General features: G+C 74.7%; 22 protein-coding genes and 1 pseudogene. 9 read left to right on the forward strand and 14 right to left on the reverse strand.

The features are described from left to right. The first annotated feature begins 546 nt into the window (after positions 1-546). The 3 genes from IE286_RS23555 (at position 547) to IE286_RS23565 (ending at position 2203) form a co-directional block, all read left to right on the forward strand. Complete coding sequence (locus IE286_RS23555) at positions 547-1083, forward strand: ATP-binding protein (protein ID WP_189798783.1); 537 nt, start codon at positions 547-549, stop codon at positions 1081-1083. Beyond that, entirely contained in the window at positions 1080-1814 is a 735-nt protein-coding gene (locus IE286_RS27805) for a DUF6624 domain-containing protein (RefSeq protein WP_308115060.1), read from the forward strand. Before IE286_RS23555 ends, IE286_RS27805 begins: the two co-directional genes overlap by 4 nt. A 104-nt stretch (positions 1815-1918) precedes the next feature. After that, the gene (locus IE286_RS23565; protein WP_189798784.1) at positions 1919-2203 is read left to right on the forward strand and encodes a hypothetical protein; all 285 of its coding nucleotides are present in this window, start codon (positions 1919-1921) and stop codon (positions 2201-2203) included. Positions 2204-2319: 116 nt separating this feature from the next. Here the strand turns inward: IE286_RS23565 and IE286_RS23570 are convergent, their stop codons facing one another. From IE286_RS23570 to IE286_RS23580, 3 genes are all read right to left on the reverse strand, one after another. Continuing rightward, positions 2320-3351 carry an SDR family oxidoreductase gene (locus IE286_RS23570; RefSeq protein ID WP_189798785.1) on the reverse strand — a complete coding sequence of 344 codons (1032 nt, stop codon included), beginning with the start codon at positions 3349-3351 and terminating at the stop codon, positions 2320-2322. Positions 3352-3512: 161 nt separating this feature from the next. After that, positions 3513-4169 carry an HAD family hydrolase gene (locus IE286_RS23575; protein WP_189798786.1) on the reverse strand — a complete coding sequence of 219 codons (657 nt, stop codon included), beginning with the start codon at positions 4167-4169 and terminating at the stop codon, positions 3513-3515. 104 nt (positions 4170-4273) lie between these two features. Beyond that, complete coding sequence (locus IE286_RS23580) at positions 4274-5311, reverse strand: PHP domain-containing protein (RefSeq protein ID WP_189798787.1); 1038 nt, start codon at positions 5309-5311, stop codon at positions 4274-4276. Positions 5312-5443: 132 nt separating this feature from the next. On the opposite strand from IE286_RS23580, the gene IE286_RS23585 reads away from it, so the two are divergent. Further along, positions 5444-6262: an SDR family oxidoreductase gene (locus tag IE286_RS23585; RefSeq protein ID WP_189798788.1), complete on the forward strand. Its 819-nt coding sequence runs from the start codon at positions 5444-5446 to the stop codon at positions 6260-6262. A 127-nt stretch (positions 6263-6389) separates the two neighbouring features. Further along, complete coding sequence (locus tag IE286_RS23590; protein WP_189798789.1) at positions 6390-6629, forward strand: hypothetical protein; 240 nt, start codon at positions 6390-6392, stop codon at positions 6627-6629. A 162-nt stretch (positions 6630-6791) separates the two neighbouring features. On the opposite strand, the gene IE286_RS23595 is transcribed toward IE286_RS23590, so the two are convergent. From IE286_RS23595 to IE286_RS23620, 6 genes are all read right to left on the reverse strand, one after another. Next, complete coding sequence (locus IE286_RS23595; RefSeq protein ID WP_189798790.1) at positions 6792-8045, reverse strand: lectin; 1254 nt, start codon at positions 8043-8045, stop codon at positions 6792-6794. A 284-nt stretch (positions 8046-8329) separates the two neighbouring features. Then, positions 8330-8710 (reverse strand): anti-sigma factor antagonist, encoded by a 381-nt coding sequence (locus IE286_RS23600; protein ID WP_189798791.1) that lies wholly within the window; start codon positions 8708-8710, stop codon positions 8330-8332. Between the two features lie 146 nt (positions 8711-8856). Then, positions 8857-9807: an NADP-dependent oxidoreductase gene (locus tag IE286_RS23605; protein WP_189798792.1), complete on the reverse strand. Its 951-nt coding sequence runs from the start codon at positions 9805-9807 to the stop codon at positions 8857-8859. Positions 9808-9974: 167 nt separating this feature from the next. Continuing rightward, a complete protein-coding gene (locus tag IE286_RS23610; protein ID WP_189798793.1) occupies positions 9975-10274 on the reverse strand; it encodes a DUF4235 domain-containing protein in 300 nt (99 codons plus the stop codon). A gap of 53 nt (positions 10275-10327) precedes the next feature. After that, on the reverse strand, positions 10328-11347 hold the full coding sequence (locus tag IE286_RS23615; protein ID WP_189798794.1) for a glutathione S-transferase family protein: 1020 nt from the start codon (positions 11345-11347) through the stop codon (positions 10328-10330). Positions 11348-11754: 407 nt separating this feature from the next. After that, positions 11755-12207, reverse strand: a complete 453-nt coding sequence (locus IE286_RS23620; protein ID WP_189798795.1) for a nitroreductase family deazaflavin-dependent oxidoreductase — start codon at positions 12205-12207, stop codon at positions 11755-11757. A 383-nt stretch (positions 12208-12590) separates the two neighbouring features. On the opposite strand from IE286_RS23620, the gene IE286_RS23625 reads away from it, so the two are divergent. After that, on the forward strand, positions 12591-13853 hold the full coding sequence (locus IE286_RS23625) for a cytochrome P450 (protein WP_189798796.1): 1263 nt from the start codon (positions 12591-12593) through the stop codon (positions 13851-13853). Between the two features lie 13 nt (positions 13854-13866). Further along, positions 13867-14064: a ferredoxin gene (locus IE286_RS23630; protein WP_189798797.1), complete on the forward strand. Its 198-nt coding sequence runs from the start codon at positions 13867-13869 to the stop codon at positions 14062-14064. A gap of 103 nt (positions 14065-14167) precedes the next feature. On the opposite strand, the gene IE286_RS23635 is transcribed toward IE286_RS23630, so the two are convergent. Further along, on the reverse strand, positions 14168-15070 hold the full coding sequence (locus IE286_RS23635; protein ID WP_189798798.1) for a sigma-70 family RNA polymerase sigma factor: 903 nt from the start codon (positions 15068-15070) through the stop codon (positions 14168-14170). 68 nt (positions 15071-15138) lie between these two features. Between IE286_RS23635 and IE286_RS23640 the strand changes: the two genes are divergently transcribed. Both IE286_RS23640 and IE286_RS23645 read left to right on the forward strand, forming a co-directional pair. Then, complete coding sequence (locus IE286_RS23640) at positions 15139-15819, forward strand: FMN-dependent NADH-azoreductase (protein ID WP_189798799.1); 681 nt, start codon at positions 15139-15141, stop codon at positions 15817-15819. A 110-nt stretch (positions 15820-15929) separates the two neighbouring features. Then, on the forward strand, positions 15930-16898 hold the full coding sequence (locus IE286_RS23645) for an aldo/keto reductase (protein ID WP_189798800.1): 969 nt from the start codon (positions 15930-15932) through the stop codon (positions 16896-16898). A 75-nt stretch (positions 16899-16973) separates the two neighbouring features. Here the strand turns inward: IE286_RS23645 and IE286_RS23650 are convergent, their stop codons facing one another. The 4 genes and pseudogenes from IE286_RS23650 to IE286_RS23665 all read right to left on the reverse strand — a co-directional run. Then, complete coding sequence (locus IE286_RS23650; RefSeq protein ID WP_189798801.1) at positions 16974-17543, reverse strand: universal stress protein; 570 nt, start codon at positions 17541-17543, stop codon at positions 16974-16976. A gap of 84 nt (positions 17544-17627) precedes the next feature. Beyond that, a complete protein-coding gene (locus IE286_RS23655) occupies positions 17628-18878 on the reverse strand; it encodes an SLC13 family permease (RefSeq protein WP_189798805.1) in 1251 nt (416 codons plus the stop codon). 92 nt (positions 18879-18970) lie between these two features. Next, positions 18971-19696, reverse strand: coding sequence for a DUF4232 domain-containing protein (locus IE286_RS23660; protein ID WP_189798802.1), 726 nt, complete (start codon positions 19694-19696; stop codon positions 18971-18973). Positions 19697-19890: 194 nt separating this feature from the next. Continuing rightward, positions 19891-20492 (reverse strand): annotated as a pseudogene (locus IE286_RS23665) (serine/threonine protein kinase); the annotation flags it as partial.

Here is a 20492-nt window from a genome sequence, read left to right on the forward strand (position 1 = left end):
TCTTGCCGTGCATCACGCGGCCGGAAGGCAACTTACCGTCAGCATGTGGCTGCGATACGTCAGTTGACGACGGCGGGCGGGGCGGCGGTGTCCGGCGGCCGGCGCGGGGGCGGGACCGTCCGCGCGGCGGGAGGTGCGAGCGGGCGGTCCCGCGGTGTCGGGCCGGTCCGCGGCCCGGGCACGGTTCGGTCGCGGCCCGGAAGCGGTCCGGCCCTGGTCGGTGCGGGCGACGGCCCGGCCGTCCCCGGCGGCGTGTGCCGCGGACGCCCGGCCCGCCGGGAGCGGTTCTCGCTCACTCCTGACCTCCCGGAACGGCTGTCACAGCGGCAGTGTGCCACGCTCCCGACGACAGTGACAGGGTGATGCGAGTCTGCCTGAAATTATCAGAACGCCAGTTGCGAGCTGAGTGTGTGCCACATCATAGTGATCCGGGGAGCCGCCGCTCGGGCCCTCGTTCGGGTCTCACCACGGGCGCCGGCAGGGGAACTGACGGTCCGCCGGCTGCGGTGTCCCCACCGCATGCACGGACTGCGAGGCGATACCTGGATGACCACCGTGACCGCTGGACAGCCGAACGCCGAGGGCGGCCCGGCCGGCCGTGCGCCTGCCGTTCTCACCGGGCCGCCCGGGACCCCCGGATGCGACACGGCCGCCGGTACGGCGCAAGCGACGCCCGAGCCGGTGCGTCTGCGGATCACGGTGCCCGCGGACCTCTCCTGGGCGCCGGCCCTCCGGCGTCTCGTCACCGCGCAGCTGGTCCGGCTGCCGCTGCCGGCCGACCGGTGCGACATCGCGGTGCCGGCCATGGACGAACTGTTCGCCGACGCGGTCACCCACGCGAGTAACGGTCCGCGCGACACCATCACCCTCACGGTGGAATGGAGCAACGGCACCCTGCGGGTGACGCTGGCGGACTCCTCGCCCGTCCTGCCGCAGCGCCGCACCGCCGGCACCGCCGCGGAAAGCGGACGGGGACTGGCCATCGTGGACGCGCTCGCCGACGACTGGGGCATGTCCCCGCCCGAGGCCGGCCGCCGCGGGGAGAGGGTGTGGTTCGCGCTGGGGGAAGGGAGGACGCGATGACCGCGTTTCCCGGCCCGGCCCTGTCCTGCCCGCCGCCGGCGGCCGGATTCCCGGCCGCCGCACAGGGGACGGTCACCGAGCCGCGGCCCGCGACGGCGTCCGCGGCCGCCCCGGTACCCCGGGCCCGCGCCGCCGAGGACGGGCAGCCGGACGCCGGCGACCGGCCGGCCGGTGCCGTGCGCCCGGACGACGACGAGGAGACCCCCGGACCGGCACAGGCCGCCGGCCCCGGCGAGAGGCCCGGCCCCGCCGTGGCGGACGAGCTGATGCGCCGGGCGGAGCTGGACCGGCAGGCGACGCGGGCGGCCGGCACCAGCCCCACACCCGAATGCCGCCGCCGCCTCGCCGAGTGCCGCCGTGACAACGCCGCGGCCCTGGAGGCGATCGTGCGGCGGTACGGCTGGCCCGCCGTCGACGTCGTGGGCCCGGCCGCGTCGACCGCGGCGCTGATGATCCTGCTGCACGCCCCCGACCTGACGTTCCGGCTGCACTGCCGGGATCTGATCGAACAGGCTACCGCGGACGGCCGCGTCCCCGCCGTCCACTTCGCCTACATCGCCGACCACTGCGCCGTGGACCGGGGCGAACCGCAGTACTACGGGACCCGTGTCGATCCCGTCACCCTGCGCCCCTACCCGGTCCGGCGCCCGGAGACGGTCGACGAGCGCCGCCAGGACGTGGGGCTCGGCCCGCTCGAGGAGCAGATGCGGGCGCTGCGGCTGCGCCGCTGAGCACGCGGCCGGAGCGGCGCCGGCGGCCGGGCGGCGGGTTTCGCCGGTCACCGGAGCGGTACCCGCGCCTCGGCCCAGCACGCCGTGCGGGAAGGGAGCAGGCCATGCCCGAGCACCGCCGGGACACACCCGGAACGAGTCGCGCGCCCGTCCCCCGGGACATGCCCGACCAGCAGGCCCGCCCGGACGAGGACCCCTGGGAGGCCGCCGAGACAGGCACGCGCCGGGCAGACGGCCCCGGCACCACGGCCGGCCAGGGCGACCGGGCCGGACCCGTCCCCGACGAGTCGCTGCCCGACACGGACGAGGCGGGCACCGGGCGCCGGGGCGCACCGCGGGCCGCCACGGTCAACCCCGAACACCCCGTACCGGACGAGTCCCCCGGCTGACGACGGCTGCCCGGAGCGCCGTCGCCCGGAGCGCCGGGTGGTCGTCGTGCTCCCGCCCGCATTCCGGACCCCCGCCCCGGTGCGGGCGGCGCTCCCGGGGCGGCCGCTCAGGTCCTTCAGCCGACCTTGCGGCCCCGCAGCGGCTCGGTGGCCGCACCGTCGCCGTGGTGCAGACCGTCGAGGAGTTCCTGGACGGCTTCGATCGCCGTGCGCTGCGGATGCCAGCCCAGCTCCGTGTGCGCCCGGGTGCAGTCCAGCAGCGGGAGACGCAGCAGCGCGTCGAACAGATGCGGTGAGGCGGGCAGCAGACGCAGCCCCCACGCGGCGGCGATCGCCGAGCGCGCGGCACCGCGCGGCAGGTGCACCCGGCGCTGGACGCCCAGCAGCTCACCGAGCACCCGTGCGTCCAGCGGCGGGTCGGCGGCCAGGTTGAACGGACCGCGCACCTCGTGCCGCAGCGCCAGCTGACAGGCCCGGGCACCGTCGTCGGTGTGCAGGGCCTGCACCCGCAGTCCGGGGATGTCGGGCAGGAACGGCAGCAGCTCGGGCCGCGCCAGCGGCCCCGGCAGGAACCGGCCGCCGAAGATGCGCCGCTGCTCGCTCGCGGCCTCCCGTTTGAACAGGAACCCGGGACGCAGCCGCACCACCCTGATGTCCGGGTGGTCCCGCTCGAAGATGTCCAGGGCCCGCTCCAGATAGGCCTTCTCCCGGGTGTAGGCGGCGTCCGGCCAGCCGTGGGTCGGCCAGGACTCGTCCACCGGACGGTCCTTCGGCCCCGGTGAGTAGGCACCGATGGACGAGGCGTGCACCAGCGTCGGCACCCGGGCGGCGGCCACCGCCTCGAACACCCGGATGCTGCCGAGGACATTGGTGCGCCAGGTCGCCGCCGGATCGTGCGTGGGCTGGAAGGCCCAGGCCAGATGGATCACGGCGTCGGCGCCCGCGAACTGTCCGGCGAGCGAGGTCTCCTCCGAGGCGATGTCGACCGCGGACCACTCCGTCTTCGGCGGCGACCAGTCGGGGACCCGGCGGGCCAGGCCCCGGACGGTGCCGATGTCCGGGTCCTCGGACAGGAGGCGGACGACACTGGTCCCCACGTTGCCGGTGGCACCCGTGACGACGACCCTGTTGCCCGGTGCACTGCTCACCTTGGAACTCCTCTCGGCAGGGCTGGCGGACGCACCCCCGAGTACCCCCGCACCGCCGGATCCACCCGGCCGCAGGGCCGCCGCGACCCGCGGACGCTCCCGCCCGCGCTCGTCCGCCCCGCCGAGGGAGCCGGCGGCGCGGGCCGCGACCGGAGCCCCGTTCAGGCGAGCGGGCTGTCCGCCAGCTCGGCCAGCAGGTGCGCGGGATCGTCGTACACCGCGTCCGCGCCCGCCGCCATCAGATCGGCCCGCGGGATGCCGCCGCACAGCAGACCCACACAGCGCACGCCGGCCACGGCGCCTGCCCGCATGTCCCATACCGTGTCGCCCACGAACACCGCGCGCTCGGGGGGCACCCCGGCCAGCTCCAGGGCGCGTTCGACCGGTTCCGGCGCCGGCTTGCCCTGCCGCACGTCGTCGGAGGAGGCGGTGGCGTCCACGGCGTCGTCGGCGTCGAGGGCGCGGAGCAGCGCGCGCAGCTCCGGGCCGCTCGCCGAGGTGGCCAGGACCACCGTCCAGCCCTCCCGGTGCAGACGGCGCAGCAGCCGCCCCGCGTCGGCGAAGGCGGGCAGCCGGTCGAAGTACTGGGCGTACAGCGTGGTGTGGGCCGCGCTGATCCGGGCGTCCTCGCCGGTGTCGCGGTCCTCGCCGAGCAGGTGGCCGATCAGGTCGGCCGAAGTCAGGCCGACGGCGCGGTGGACGGCGTGCATCGGCACCCGGTGACCCGCCTGCCGGAAGGCTTCCCACCAGGTGACGACGTGGAGGTGGTTGGTGTCGACGAGGGTTCCGTCGACGTCGAACACGGCGGCACGGTCCATCGGCGTCGTCCTCTCCTGCTGTCCGGTGACATGCTGTCCGGGACACTGTTCGCACGGCCCGTCACCCGCCGCTGCTCACCCGGGGTGTGCGGCCGGGTACCACGTCAGGCGCCGGCCGCGCCGGCCGGCAGGCGGCGCTCAAAGGCCCAGGCCAGCAGGTCGTCCACGGACCATGTGGTCACCACCCGGGCGGGCGGCACCCCGCACTCCTCGGCGCGGGCGCAGCCGTTGATCTGCCAGTCCAGCTGGCCGGGTGCGTGCGCGTCGGTGTCGACGGACAGCAGCACCCCCGCCTCCACGGCACGCCGCAGCAGCCGCCGGGGCGGGTCGAGGCGCTCGGGACGGCTGTTGATCTCCAGGGCGGTGCCGGTCTCGGCGCACGCGGCGAACACCTCGTCCGCGTCGAAGACGGACTCGGGCCGGCCCCGCCCGGTCAGCAGCCGTCCGGTGCAGTGGCCCAGCACGTCCGCGTGCGGGTTGCGCACGGCGGCCACCATGCGGCGGGTCATCGACCGCGCGTCCATGCGCAGCTGGGAGTGCACCGACACCACCACGACGTCGAGGCGCGCCAGCAGCTCCGGCTCCTGGTCGAGGGAGCCGTCCGGGAGGATGTCGCACTCGATGCCGGTCAGCAGCCGGAACGGCGCCCAGGTGTCGTTCAGCTCCGCGACCGTCCGCAGCTGCTCGCGCAGCCGGCCGGGGGACAGCCCGTGGGCCACGGTCAGCCGGGGCGAGTGGTCGGTGAGCACCGCCCACTCGTGGCCGAGGTCCGCGGCGGCCCGGCCCATCTCCTCGATCGGGCTGCCGCCGTCGGACCAGTCGGAGTGCAGATGGCAGTCACCGCGCAGCAGCGCCCGCAGCCGTGCCCCGGCGCCGGCTGCCGGGCCGCCCGCCTCGTCCTGGAGCTTGCGCAGATACCCGGGCACCTGCCCGGCCACCGCCTCCCGCACCACCTCGGCGGTCCGCGGTCCGACACCCTTCAGCGACTGAAGGGTTCCGGCCGCGGCACGCTCGGCGACCTCGCCGGCGGGCAGCGCGGACAGCACCCGCGAGGCCGTGCGGAAGGCACGCACGCGATACGTCGGCGCCTGGGACCGCTCCAGCAGGAACGCGATCCGGTCCAGTGCCTCGACGGGGTCCATGGCCACCTCCACCACCAGGGTGGACCCGGTCGGGGCGGGACGCACCGCACGGCGGCGGGGGTTTGCCCGGCACACCCCCCGGGTACTGCGGTGCCTCGTCCTGCGCACCGCCGCTGTGAGGAGGCGACCAGCATGTCCGGCACCGGCACCTCACCCCCTGCCGCCGAGGTGGCCGTCGTCACCGGCTCCGACTCCGGCATCGGCCGCGCCACCGCCGTCCGGCTGGCCGCGGCGGGCATGGACGTCGGCATCACCTGGCACAGCGACGAGGCGGGCGCCGGACGGACCGCGCAGGAGGTGAGGGACCTCGGCCGCCGGGCGGCGGTCACCCGGATGGACCTGACCCGGCTCCCTGAGGCCGCCGACGCGGTCGACGAACTGGCCGACGCCCTCGGCGGCCGGATCGACGTGCTGGTCAACGACGCGGGCACGGGCACCGCGACGCCCTTCCTGGAGCTTGGCCTCGACGAGGTGCGCCGGGTGCTGGACGTGGACCTGACCGGGCCGTTGCTGTGCGGGCAGAGGGCGGCCAGGCGGATGGTGGACCAGGGGGACGGCGGCCGCATCGTCAACGTCACCTCGGTGCACGAGCACCAGCCCCGGGTGGGTGCCGCCCCGTACTGCGCGGCCAAGGGCGGCCTCGGGCTGCTCACCCAGGTGATGGCGCTTGAGCTGGCCGAGCACGGCATCACCGTGAACGCCGTCGCCCCCGGCGAGATCGCCACCCCGATGACCGGGCAGGAGGACGCCGACGTGCGCACCCGGCACCGCCCCGGTGTGCCGCTGGGCCGGCCCGGCGACGCCCGCGAGGTCGCCGCCGTGATCGCCTTCCTCGCCGGCCCCGACGCCTCCTATGTGACCGGGGCGTCCTGGAGCGTGGACGGCGGCATGCTGCGCATGGGACCGATGGCCGGCTCCCATCTGAGCGGCGACGAGTGGCGGCGTCCGTGAGCACACCCGCCCGGCTTGCCGCGGGAAGGACCTGGCCGGGCGGGTGTGCCGCGCCCGCCGGTCCCGTCGGCGCCGGCACCGCGCCGCAAACCGGAGTTACCGGACAGCACACCTTAGGGTGGAAGACATGACCGAAAGCGCGAGCCCCCACATCTCCCGGCCGCGGATCAAGGTGTCCGGGGTGTACCCGGGCGACCCGCCGTTCCGCATCGTGGAGATCGACGGCGAAGTGGTGGGGGAGGCCAGGACCGTCACCGACGTCCTGGAGGCCGCCGCCGCGTTCGGCGTCAGGGTGCACGACCTGGACGACCCGGACACCGTGCGCTGGGTGGGCGGTGACAAGTTCACCTGGACACCCCGCCGGTAGGCGGGGCGCCGCCCGCGCGTCTCCGCAGCGCCCGCGCCCGCGGCCGGCGTACCCGGGCGGGGTCGCGGTGGGCCGGATGCCGCCGGACGGCACGCACGAGCACGGCCCCGGGGACCGTGAACGCCGGGTCCCCGGGGCCGTGCCGTCTGCCGGACGGGATGCTCAGCCGACCGTCCACTTCTGGTTGGCGTTGCCGCTGCAGCTCCAGATCTGCAGCGGGGTGCCGTTGGCCGGGTTGTTGTCCTTCACGTCAAGGCACTTGTCCGCCTGCGGGTTGACGATGTCGTGCGCGTCGGTGACGACCCACTTCTGGTTCGGGCCGCCGGTGCAGTCCCACAGCTGGACCGGGGTGCCGTCCGCGGTGCCGTTGTCCTTCACGTCCAGGCACTTGCCCAGCGCGCGCAGGGTGCCGTCGGAGCCGACCGTCCACTGCTGGGCGGCGGTGCCGTTGCAGTCGTAGAGCTGGACCGGGGTGCCGTTGGCGGAGTTCGCGGCGGCCACGTCGACACACTTGCCGGCCAGGCCGCGGATCGCCGTGCCGGTGGCCGTGTTGCTCGTGGTGACCGAGACCGAGTCGACCACCAGCTGCTGCGGGAAGGAGGTGGAACCGTCCGGGTCACCGGGCCAGTCGCCGCCCACCGCGAGGTTCAGGATGAGGAAGAACGGCTTGTTGAACACCCAGGTCTTGCCGCCCAGGTCGGCCGGGGTGCGGCGCTGGTAGACGTTGCCGTCCACCGACCAGGTGATGGAGTCCGGGGCCCAGTCGACGGCGAAGGTGTGGAAGTCGTCGGCGAAGGCCTGGCCGTTCGGCAGGGAGTAGGGGGCGCCGATGCCGCCCGAGCCGGAGTAGCCCGGGCCGTGGATGGTGCCGTGCACCGTGGACGGCTCGTATCCGACGTTCTCCATGACGTCGATCTCGCCGGAGTTCGGCCAGCCCACGTCACCGATGTCGGTGCCCAGCATCCAGAACGCCGGCCACATGCCCTGGCCCCGCGGGATCTTCATCCGGGCCTCGACGTGACCGTACTGCGCGGCGAACTTCCCGGAGGTGTTCAGCCGGGCCGAGGTGTACTGGCACGTGCCGTACCAGCACTGGTAGTTGCCGGGGTTCTCGCGCTTGGCGGTGATGACCAGGTGACCCTGGCCGTCCAGGGCCGCGTTGTTCGTGCCCGAGGTGTAGTACTGCCGCTCGTGGTTGTTGACGTTGTCCCCGGTCTCCATCTGCCACTTGGAGCCGTCGACGGGCGAACCCGCGGGCCCGTCGAAGGTGTCGGAGAACGTCGTCACCTCCGCGGCGGCGGAGGAGGTGCTGCTCGTCGGTGCCGCCGCCTGGGCGGGCCCGGCCAGGGCGGACCCGGCGAGCACGGCGGACAGGGCGGTGAGCAGACATCTGCGGAGAAGGCGTGGGCTGGCCACGGCGTTCCCTTCCGTACGGCGGCCCTGACAGGGGCACGCCAAACCGTGATGGGGGGTGGATGTGACGGTCCTTGATTTAAGAAGTGAAGTAAGGCCCCGTCAAGTCCTTGGTCCAGACCGCAGGCCGGAAGCGGCTGTGGGGAACGGCGACAGGCGCCGCCCGTGCCGCCGGGCCGCGAGCGGCGCCGGCCCAAAAGCCGCCGGGCCGGCCGGGCGGGCAAGACGCCGCTCGGTGTGCCGCGTCCCGGCCGGCCTGAGCGCCCGCCGGGACGAGACCTGCGAGGTCACCCGGGGCCGGAGCCCGCACCGGGCTGGGACAGCGCGGCCTCCAGCGTCGGCTGCGGAGGGGTCAGCCGGGCCAGGCCGGTGGCCTTCAGGATGCGCAGCGTCAGCGGATCCGTGCACACCAGGCGCAGCTCGCCGCCCCGCTCCAGCAGCCGGCCGCGGGCCCGGTAGAGCAGGCGAAGCCCGGAGCAGTCGAAGAAGTCGACCTCGCTCAGGTCGATCACCACCCGTGCCCCGAACCGGTCGGTCGCCCGGTCCAGGCACGGACCGATCTCCTCCGCCGCGGCGATGTCGATCTCGCCGCTCAGCGTCAGCACGGTGCAGCCGCGGTCCCGGTGCACCCGTACGTGCCGGGTGAACGGCGCGGACTCCTGCGGCACGACGGCATCGCCTCCCACCGGGTCGGGTCCGGGAGGGCGGAGGACCCCGGTGAGCACCCCCTGCCCTTGCCCGGCAACCTACCCCCGTTGGAGTGAATTCCAGCATGTTCGATTGACATATGTCATCGGGTTGCTGTCAGTTCCGGTCACTCCATGACGAGCACCAGCTTGCCGGTGGTACGGCCGGTCTCGCCCAGCTCGTGCGCCTTGGCGGCCTCGGCCGGCGGGAAGGTCCCGGCGATGGCGGGCCGCAGCTTCCCGGCCTGCACCAGCTCGGCGATCGCCCGCATCCCGTACTGGTCGGCGTCGACGAGCATCCGCACCGCCCGGACCCCCAGCCGGCCGGCCTCTTCGGCCAGCGTCCCGGAACCCACCGGCAGGATCGACACCAGCACGCCGCCCGGCCGCAGCGTGCGCAGCGAACGCACCGAGGTGTCGCCGCCCAGGGTGTCCAGCACCACGTCGACGTCCCGCACGGCCTCGGTGACATCGATCGTGCGGTAGTCGACGGGCTCGTCCACGCCGATGCCGCGCAGGAAGTCGTGCTTGCCGGCGCTCGCGGTGCCGATGACGTACGCGCCGCGCGCCTTGGCGATCTGCACGGCCGCATGGCCCACCCCGCCGGCCGCCGCGTGGATCAGGACCCGCTGCCCGGCGCGCAGGTCCGCGTGCTCGACCAGGGCCTGCCAGGCGGTCAGCGAGACCAGCGGCAGCGCGCCCGCCTGGACGTGGTCGAGCGCGGCCGGCTTGGGCACCAGGGCCCGTGCCGGCGCGATCACGTACTCGGCGTGCGAGCCGTGGCCGAACGGATACGGCAGCATGCCGAAGACCTCGTCGCCGGGCTGGAACAGGGCCACGCCGATCCCGGTCTCCTCGACCACGCCGGAGACGTCCCAGCCCAGCACGAACGGCGGCTCGCCGAGGAAGGCACCGGTGGCGCGGTGCTTCCAGTCGGTGGGGTTGACCCCGGCCGCCCGCACCCGCACCAGCACCTCGTTGGGCCGCGGCGCCGGCCGCTCCACCTCGATCAGCCGGAGCACCTCGGGGCCGCCGAGCACGTCCTGCCCGACGGCCCGCATCGTCTTGATCTCACTCATGTGATCAAGCCTGCCCGCCCGCGCTCACGGCGACAACGGCGGCCCGCCCGTCCGGCCCGTCACATGGTGACCGCCGGGGCCGTCCGGCGGTCACGACCCGCCGACCGGGCAGAACGGCGCCGTTTCCGCAGCCCGACCGGCCTCCGCAGGTTCCAGGTCCCGGCCGTTCAGGCACGGCCGCCCCGCGCCTTGGCCGGCCACACCCCGGTCGTCCGCTCGACGGCCCGGGCGCCCGCCCGGTCCACGGCACTGCGCACCACGGCGAAGATCGCCCCCTGCACCGCCGAGGCCAGCAGGATCTCGCCCCAGCGGCGGTCCCGGTCCAGGGCGTCCGGCGCGTCGTCCTCGTGCCTCAGCACCTTCCACGTGGCCCGGAACGCCATCCCGGCCAGTGTTCCGCCGGCCCAGCCCAGCACATAGCCGATCGGCTGGTAGGCGAGGGGGAACTTGCGCTTCTTCTTGGCCACCTGTGTCTCCTTGCGCGTGCGCGGGCCGGGACGGAGGCAGGGTCCTCGCCGGGTCAGGGCCTGCCCTGCGGCGGCACCTCCTCCTCGGGACGCACCGGGCCCGGAGGCGTCCCGTCGCCGAAGGGACGGCCGCCCAGCTCCTCCCGGTGATGCGGCGCCAGCCAGCCGGTCAGGTCGGGGCCCAGCGGCACGATGCCGGTCGGGTTGATGCCGGTGTGCACCTGGTAGTAGTGGCGCTTGATGTGGTCGAAGTCGACCGTGTCGCCGAAACCGGGTGTCTGGTACAGGTCCCGGGCGTACGCCCACAGCACCGGGTGCTCCGCGAGTTTCCACTTGTTGCACTTGAAGTGTCCGTGATACACGGCGTCGAAACGGACCAGCGTCGTGAACAGCCGGATGTCCGCCTCGGTGATGGTGTCGCCGACCAGATAGCGCTGCCGGGCGAGCCGGTCCGCCAGCAGCTCCAGTTGCCGGAACACGCCCTCGCACGCCTCCTCGTACTCCTTCTGGCCGGTGGCGAAGCCCGCCCGGTACACCCCGTTGTTGACGTCCTCGTACACCTCGGCCATCACCGTGTCGATCTCGTCGCGCCGCTGCTGCGGGTACAGGTCGGGTGCGCCGGGCCGGTGCAGGGCCGTCCACTCGGTGGCGAAGTCCAGCGTGATCTGCTGGTAGTCGTTGGTCACCAGGGCGCCGGTGGGGATGTCCACGATCGCCGGTACGCTCACCCCGCCGGGGTAGCCCGTCTCCCGCCGGTCGTAGGCCTCGCCGAGGTAGCGGATCCCGAGCACCGGGTCGCGTCCGCCGGGGTCCAGGGTGAAACGCCAGCTGCGGTCGTCCTGGATCGGATCGGCCACGGCCGGCGACAGGGCGTCCTCCAGCCCGAGCAGCCGCCGCGAGATCAGCGACCGGCTCGCCCACGGACAGGCGCGGCTGACCACCAGCCGGTACCGGCCGGGTTCCACCGGCCAGCCGTCGCGGCCGTCGGCGGTGATCCGGTCCGTGAAGTGGCTGCGGGACCGCTTGAACGGTGTGTGCCCCAGGGAGCGGTTGCCGTCGCCGCCGTCGCTCATGCCTCGTCCTTCCGCCGTAGGGGTCCTGCGGGGACACGTTCCCCGAATAACGCCTTCCGCACGGCGGGAGCGCGCCGGTCACGGGCACGGGGCACGGGCACGGTCACAGGCACAGGCACGCGACCGCGAGCCGTGTCCGGCGGGCCGCGGACGCCGTGGCGGCTGCCGCGGACGTCGCCGGCCGCCAGGGCACGGCGAAGCTCCGCCGCGACGGGGGAGCGCGGCGGGGCCTGACCTGTGCGTGTCCCGGCGACGGGCATCCCATGCCTGTCCGGCCCGGATCGTCTCCGGACACAGGTGCGAAGGACCCGGACGGATGCGCCGGGACCCCGCGGCCGGGCCACCGGGCCGGGGCGGACGCCCACCGGGTGGCGGACCGCCGCCCGGCCGGCGGCCCATTCCGCGGTTCAGTGCCCCTCCGGCACCGGGTCCAGCACGAACACCGGGATCTCCCGCGACGTCTTCCGCTGGTACTCGGCGTACGGCGAGTAGGCGGCCACCGCCCGCTCCCACCACTCGGCCTTCTCCTCGCCGGTCACCTCACGGGCCCGCACGTCCTGCTTGACCGGACCGTCCTGCAGCTCGGCCCGGGGGTCGGCCTTGAGGTTGAAGTACCACAGCGGGTGCTTGGGCGCACCGCCCAGGGACGCCACCACCGCGTACCGCCCGTCGTGCTCCACGCGCATCACCGGCGTCTTGCGCAGCTTCCCGCTGCGCGCACCCCGCGTGGTCAGCACGACGACCGGGCAGTCGGTGTCCGGCAGGGTGGTGCCCTTGGTGCCGCCCGAACCCTCGTACACCTCCACGTGCTTGCGGACCCATTCCTGCGGGCTGGGTTCGTACTCGCCTCCGAGGGGCATGGTGTCCGTCCTCTCGTCGCGTTCGCTCACCGGCGGTGCACAGCCGGCGACAGCGGTGCCCTGTCGATTTCACCCCTGCCCTCCCGCGCGGCGCCACCGGTGCGACCCGCGGAGTGCCGTCCGCTCGCCGTGCGGCACACCGGCCGCCGCGCCGTCCACCGCACGGTGGCGGACGGAAGCCGACCGCCTGCCGTGCCGGGGACCTGGCCGGATCCCGTCGTCCCGAGACGCGCCGGGGCAGCCGGACTACGATGCGGAAGAGTCGATTCCTAGCCATATCTCCTCCAGCGCCCCCTCTGGCCGGATGCCGCGTCGCACGATGGATGCCCCGGGGCATCTCATGAACACCGGCTCGACGCACCCTTACGTCTGCGAGGTCTGACATGCCGGACTCCACCACCGCACCGCCCACCACGACCGCACCCTCCCCGGCCGGCGCACCTGCCGGGACGGCGCCGGCGGAGCCGGTCGCGTTCCCGCAGGACCGCACCTGTCCGTACCACCCGCCCACCGGCTACGACGCCCTGCGCACCACCCGCCCGCTCACCCGCGTCACCCTCTACGACGGCCGGCCGGTCTGGATGGTCACCGGGCACACCGCCGCCCGCGCCCTGCTCGCCGACCCGCGCCTGTCCACCGACCGCACCCGCGAGGGCTTCCCGATGACCACGCCGCGGTTCGCGGCCGTACGGGACCGCAGCACCGCCCTGCTCGGCGTCGACGACCCGCAGCACCGCACCCAGCGGCGCATGCTGGTCCCCAGCTTCACCCTCAAACGCGCCGTCGCGCTCCGGCCCGACATCCAGTGCATCGTCGACGGCCTGCTGGACCGGATGACCGCCCAGGGCGCACCCGCGGACCTCGTCTCCTCCTTCGCGCTGCCCGTGCCCTCCATGGTGATCTGCGCGCTGCTCGGCGTCCCCTACGCCGACCACGAGTTCTTCGAGGCACAGTCCCGCACGCTGCTGCGCGGCCCGACCGCCGCCGACACCCAGGCCGCCCGCGAACGCCTGGAGACCTACCTGGGCGACCTGATCGACCGCAAGCAGAGCGAGGCCGGCGGCGAGGGCGTGCTGGACGAGCTGGTCCACAACCAGCTGCGCTCCGGTGAACTCGACCGCAAGGAACTGATCGGGCTCGCCCTCATCCTGCTCGTCGCCGGGCACGAGACGACCGCCAACATGATCTCCCTGGGCACCTTCACCCTGCTGCAGCACCCCGACCGGCTGGCCGAGCTGCGCGCCGACCCCGCGCTGTGGCCGGCGGCCGTGGAGGAGCTGATGCGCATGCTGTCCATCGCGGACGGGCTGCTGCGGGTGGCCACCGAGGACATCGAGGTGGACGGGACGGTCATCCGGGCGGGCGAGGGCGTGCTCGTCTCCACCTCGGTCGTCAACCGCGACGAGACGGTCTACGAGGAGCCCGACTCCCTCGACTTCCACCGCCCGGCCCGCCACCACATCGCCTTCGGTTTCGGCATCCACCAGTGCCTGGGCCAGAACCTCGCCCGCACCGAGCTGGAGATCGCCCTGAGCACCCTCTTCGGCCGGCTGCCCGCGCTCCGGCTCGCCGCCGAGCCCGAGACGATCCCCTTCAAACCCGGAGACACCATCCAGGGGATGCTGGAACTCCCCGTGACCTGGTGAGAGGCACGCCGCCATGCACATCGACATCGACAAGGACCGCTGCATCGGCGCCGGCCAGTGCGCGCTGACCGCCCCGCAGGTGTTCACCCAGGACGACGACGGCTTCAGCGCCCTGCTGCCCGGACACGAGGAAGACGACGGGCCCCTGGTCCGCGAGGCCGCCCGGGCCTGCCCCGTCGGTGCGATCACGGTGACCCCGGCGGACCGGTGAGGCCCGCGACGGCACCGGCGGACCGGTGGACACGGCGCCGTACCGCGACCGGGGGCCGGGGCGGCGCGGCCCATGGCCGGGCGGGCGGGCCCGCGAAAGCGCCTCAGGTGCCCGCCGGGAGGTCGAGCACCGCCAGACGCAGGCGCCGCAGCCGCTCCAAAGCCGCGATCACCTCGTAGGACTGCACCCGGCCGTCGTGCACGGCGATCCGCAGCACGCACAGCAGCCGGCCGCCCGGCGCCACCACGGCCCCGACGCGCCCGTCGACCAGCGCGGGCGCGGCGAACAGCGCCCGCTCGCGCAGGGCGACCGTGCCGCGGGCCACGTCCCGGGCGCCGCGCAGCTCCGCCGGCACCCCGGGCGGCAGCACCGCCGGATCGGCCCGGCGCACCACATCGGGGGCCAGGACGTCCAGCAACGCGGACAGGTCGCCGCCGCGCGCGGCGGCGAGGAACGCCTCGACGACCGCACGCTGCCGCCCCAGCTCGGCGCCCGGCACCGCCGGCGCCCCGCGCACCTTGCCCCGGGCCCGGCTGGCCAGCTTCTTCGCAGCCGGCAGCGAGCGGTCCAGGACGACGGCGATCCGGTCGAAGGGCACAGCGAACAGGTCGTGCAGCACGAACGCCACCCGCTCCGGCGGGGTGAGCCGGTCCAGGACCACCAGCAGCGCCACCCCCACCGAGTCGGCGAGCAGCACCTCCTCCTCGGGCACGGCCCCCGCACCCTCGTCCGCCCGCTGCGGTACGTCGTGCCCGTAGGCATCCTCCCGGCGCGCGGCACGCGCACGCAGCATGTCCAGGCAGACCCGGGAGACCACCGTGGTCAGCCAGCCGTCGAGACGGCCGATGCCGTCGGCCCCGGTGCGGCCGAGCCGCAGCCAGGTCTCCTGCACCGCGTCCTCGGCCTCGCCCGTCGAGCCCAGCATGCGGTACGCGACCGCCCGCAGCCGGCCGCGCCGCTCCTCGAACCGCCGGGCCAGCTCCTCGTCGTCCGCCACCGCGCCCATCGGTCACCTTTCCGTGTTGCGTTCCGTCACCCCTTCGACGTGTCCCCCACGAGAAAGGTGACCTCGCGATGCTGCTGCACATCGACTCCAGTGCCGACCCGGTGGCCGACTCGGTGAGCCGCCGGCTCACCCGGCGTTTCGTCACCACCTGGCGTGCCGTGCACGGCGGCACGGCCGCCTGCCGCCACCGCGACCTGGCCGCCGACCCGGTGCCGCCGCTGACCGGGGCCTACACCGCCCTGGGACGCCGCGTCGAACGGGAGGGGCTCGTGCCCCTGGAGAAGGTCCCCGCGCTTGTCGACGGTCCCGCCGAGCGGCGCGAGTGGGAGCTGACGCTGCCGCTGATCGAGGAGCTGCGCCGCGCACACACCGTGCTGCTCGGCGTGCCGATGTACAACTTCTCGGTGCCCGCCGCGCTGAAGGCGTGGATCGACCGGGTGACGTTCCCCGGAGCCTTCACCGACCCGGACACCGGGGAGAGCGTGCTGCGCGCGACCCGCGTCGTCGTGGTCATGGCCCGCGGCGGGGCCTACGGGCCCGGCACACCGCGCGCGTCCTTCGACTTCCAGACGCCCTACCTGAGGGCGTACTTCGGCAACCTGGGGGTGGCGCCGGACCGCCTGCACGTCGTCGCCGCCGAACTGACCCGCGCCGACGTCCTGCCGCACCTCGCCGGGTTCGAGGAGCGGGCGGCCCGCTCGCTCGACCGGGCCCGCGCCCAGGTGACCGCCCTGGCCGGCGCCGAGTGAACCGGTCGGCGGCGGCGCGGCGCGCTTGCGGCACGGGGCGCGGCCGTCCCTGACGATCTGTGAGGGAATACGCTCGGCCGGGCAACCACTTCGAGGCAGGAGCACCAACGATGCAGTACGTGAAGCTCGGTTCGACCGGCCTGGACGTGTCGCGGATCTGTCTGGGCTGCATGACCTACGGCGTCCCCGACCGGGGCCCGCACGAGTGGACCCTGGACGAGGAGGCCTCCCGGCCGCTGATCCGGCAGGCACTGGAAGCCGGGATCAACTTCTTCGACACGGCCAACGTCTACTCCGACGGCACCAGCGAGGAGATCGTCGGCCGGGCGCTGCGCGACTTCGCGCGCCGTGACGAGATCGTTCTCGCCACCAAGGTGCACGGCCGGATGCGGCCCGGGCCCAATGGCGGCGGCCTGTCCCGCAAGGCGATCATGACCGAGATCGACAACAGCCTGCGCCGCCTCGGCACCGACTACGTCGACCTGTACCAGATCCACCGCTGGGACCCGTACACGCCGATCGAGGAGACGATGGAGGCGCTGCACGACGTCGTCAAGGCGGGCAAGGCGCGCTACATCGGGGCCAGCTCCATGTACGCCTGGCAGTTCTCCAAGGCCCAGTACACCGCGGAGCTGGGCGGCTGGACCCGGTTCGTGTCCATGCAGAACCACTACAACCTGCTGTACCGCGAGGAGGAGCGGGAGATGCTCCCGCTGTGCGCGGACCAGGGGGTCGGTGTGCTGCCCTGGAGCCCGCTGGCGCGCGGCCGCCTCACCCGTGACTGGGGCACCGAGACCGGCCGCAGCGCCACGGACGAGTTCGGCAGCCGGCTGTACCAGGACAGCGACCGTGTCATCGTGGAGGCGGTCTCCCGCATCGCCCAGGAGCGCGGTGTCCCGCGGGCCCAGGTGGCCCTGGCCTGGCTGCTGCACCAGGACACGGTGACCGCGCCGATCGTCGGCGCGTCCAAGCCCGGTCACCTCCAGGACGCGGTGGCGGCGCTGGAGCTGCAGCTCACCGACAAGGAGATCGAGCAGCTGGAGGAGCCCTACGTCCCGCACGCGGTCAGCGGTCACTGATCCCGCCCGCCCGGACCGCCGGCACGGCGCGGTCCGGCACGCGAACCGCTGGTGACCCCGGCCGCCGGGTCCGTCTCACCGCCGTCCCGGAGGCGGTGGGGGCGGGCCCGGCGGCCGGGGCCCGTCCGGCGGACCGTCCGGAGGCGGCGGGGGCAGCGTCGCCAGGCCGGGGGCCGTCTCCGGCCACACCAGCAGCACCGGGCACGGCGCGTGGTCGACGACGAAACGCGCCGCCGGTCCGAGGCTGTGCGGCCCCAGCCGGGCGCGGTCGCCGTCGCGGGCCAGCACCAGCAGACCGGCGCCCTCGGCGGCCGCCACCACCTCCCGCTCGGGCCGTCCGGTCCGCTCCAGCCGGGTGCACGGGCGCCCGAGCCGGGCGGCGGCCGCCTCCAGCAGCTCGCCCGCCGAGGCACCGCCCAGCGCCGCCACCTGTTCACCCGGATCGCAGCCCCAGTCCCCGGCCGGGCGCGGCCCGCGGGGATGCCCGCGGCCGAGCAGCCCGGCGAACGCCCCGTGCGCCAGCGCCGGCACCTCCTCCTCGCTGACGTGCAGCAGCACCACCTCGGCGGACCGCGGGGCGTGGGCGCGCACCGCGTCCACGCAGGCCGGCCAGGTGCCCTCGACGAGCCAGGCGATCACACGCATACGGCGGCTCCCTCACGACCTTTGCCGCGCACCCCGCGGGCGGCGCGACGTTCCCGGACACGGCCAACAGTTCCCGGACACGGCCTACAGGATCTGCAGCGACCCCCACAGTGCCATCACCGCCGGCACGAGCGCCGCCGGTACGGCCAGCAGACCCAGACGGGTGAACTCCCTCAGATCCACTTGGTGCTCGTGCTGGTGGACGATCCTGCGCCACAGCAGGGTCGCCAGCGACCCGGCGTAGGTCAGGTTCGGGCCGATGTTGACCCCCAGCAGCACCGCGAGCACGGCGCCCGGACCGGCCGGGGCGGCCAGCGGCAGCAGGACCAGCACCGCGGGCAGATTGTTGATCAGATTGGCCAGGACGGCGGCCACCGCGGCGGTCGCCAGCAGCGCCGCCGGCGACGTGCCGCCGGGCAGGACGTGGCCGAGGGCGTCGCCGAGCCCGCGGTCGACCACCGCGCGCACCACGATGCCGAGCGCCAGGACGAACACCAGGAACGCGGGCGCCGCCGCCCGCACCACCGTCACCGGCGTGGCCCGCCGGCGCACCAGCGCCCGCCCCGCGAGCACCAGGGCCCCGGCCGGCGCCGCCCACGCCGGTTCCACCCCCACCAGCGAGGCGACGACGAACCCGGCCAGTGTGCACACCACCGTGACCAGCGCGAACAGCGGCAGCGCGGGCGGCTCGCCGGTCACCGGAGCGGGCGCCGCCGCCGCGAGGTCATGGGCGAAGAAGCGCCGGAAGACCAGGTACTCGGCGCCGATCGCCACCAGCCAGGGCAGCGCCATCAGCGCGGCGAACCGGGTGAAGCTCAGGCCGCTCGCCGTGAACGCCAGCAGATTCGTCAGGTTGGACACGGGCAGCAGCAGCGAGGCGGTGTTCGACAGGTGGGTGCAGGCGTACACGTGCGGCTTGGGGCGCACGCCGGAGCGCGCGGCGGTGGCGAACACCACCGGTGTCAGCAGCACGACCGTGGCGTCCAGGCTGAGCACCGCCGTGATCACCGAGGCGAGCGCGAACACCGCCGTCAGCAGCCGCAGCGGCCGCCCCCGTGCCCACCGGGCCGTCCACGCCCCGCAGGCCCGGAACAGCCCTTCCTCGGCGCAGAAGTGCGCGATGACCAGCACGGCGGCCAGAAACCCGACCACCGGCCCGAGCCGTTCGGCCTCGGCTCGGGCGTGCTCCGGCGAGATCACCCCTGTCGCCACGGCCACGGCGGCCGCCGGGACCGCCATGACCGCCTCCGGCAGGCCGAAGGGCCGCGCCACGGCCCACACCAGGACCGCGACGAGCAGTACGACGGACAGGGTCTGCGCGTAAGGGCTGTTCAGGGCTCGGATCCTTCGGACACGGTCGACGGTGCCCGATCATCAAAGCAGACGGACGCACCAGGTCCGCGCCGGTGGCCGGGCACCGGGGTCCGTCACGGACCGGTGCCCGGGCGCAGGACCGTCACATACACCGAGGAGGCGTTGCCGCCGACCGGGACCGGACCGGCCGTCCAGCGCACCCGCAGCGGGTCCCGCTCGTCCGGCGGGGTCACCACCAGCGTGGCCGGGGTCGCCGCCCGCGCCTCGCTCACCTGCGGGTTCGCGAAGCTCAGACCCGCCCAGGCGCTCTCGTGCGGCTCGAGCGTGACGGTCGAGGGCGACCCCGGAGAACGCTTCGGGTCCGGCCCGAGCTGCTTGCCGGAGGCGTCCACGAACGCGGCACCCGGGTAGCCGCGCACCGTGCAGGTGCGGCCGGAGACGTTGGTGAGGACCACCGGGAAGTTCTCCTGCCCGGCGCCCGGGTCGTTCGGGCCCACCGTGGCCCGCAGCTCAGAGGTGTGGCAGCGGGTGCTGCTCGCGGACGTGCCCCGGGTGGCGGCCCTCGTGCCGGAGGTGTGTGCGGACGGGGCGGAGCCGTTGCTTCCGTCCGAGGCCGCGGTGGTGTCGCCGGCCGGGGTGCTCGTCCCGGGAGGGGCGCCCGGCGAGGTGTCGCCGTTCGTCGCGTCACCGGTCGCCGGTGCGGCGGCGCCCGGCACCTTCTGCGGTGCGCTGACGGTGTCGCCGCCGTTGCCGCAGGCGGACAGCAGGCCCAGCACGGCCAGAGCGCCCGCGCTCGCCAGCGCGGCGGTGCGGTGACGGGACGGGAAGGTGTATGCCATGTTCCACGCTCCTGCAGGTTCCTCGCACGCGGTGCGTGCGTCCGGCGCCCGGTGGCGCCGTCACCGGGTTCTGATGCGCGCACCGGGCGGGAAGTTCGCGGCTCGCGCGGAAACTTTTCTCGCCCGCTTTGTCCGCGGCCTCCCGCGGGCATCTCTTCCCGTTTCCGGGCCCGGCGCCGGTCACCCGTACGGGGTCAGCTCACCCGCAGGGCGGCGAGCACACGGTCGGTCGTGCCGGCACCGCCGTGCCCGCGGATCTGCACGTACACCTGGTCCCGGCTCGCGGAGGAGGCCGCCGGGACCAGCGCGGACTCGGTGATCCTGCCGCCGCCGGCGCAGCGGCTCCAGGACCGGACGACGCCCGTGAACCGGTCGCCGGTCCAGGAACGCTCGCCGTCGTAGCGGCAGCCGGTGTGGGCGACGGCGTCCACCCGCGCCCTGAGGTCGCCGTGCTCGCTCAGCCCGACGAAGACCCCGTCCACGTCGGAGGAGAGATCCTGCCACTGGGACAGGTCGTCGGCGACGGCGAGCGCCGGCTCGTGCCCGGCGGGCAGGCCGAGCACCGCCGGATCCCAGCCGGAGTCCCGCAGCTGCCGCGCCCAGCCGGCCGGTACGTGCACCGTGATCCGCCCGCTGGCGTCCGCGACCCGCACCTGCGGGGCCGGCCCGGTCCGCAGCGCCAGCGCCAGGCCCGTCCCGCCGGCGCCGAGCACCGTCACCACGGCCGCCGCGGCGAGCAGCCGGCCCCGGCCGCGGCGCCGCGGGCGGCCCCGGGCGGCCCCGACCCGCTCGCCCT

The sequence above is a fragment of the Streptomyces thermodiastaticus genome (genome assembly GCF_014656135.1).
GTDB lineage: Bacteria > Actinomycetota > Actinomycetes > Streptomycetales > Streptomycetaceae > Streptomyces > Streptomyces thermodiastaticus.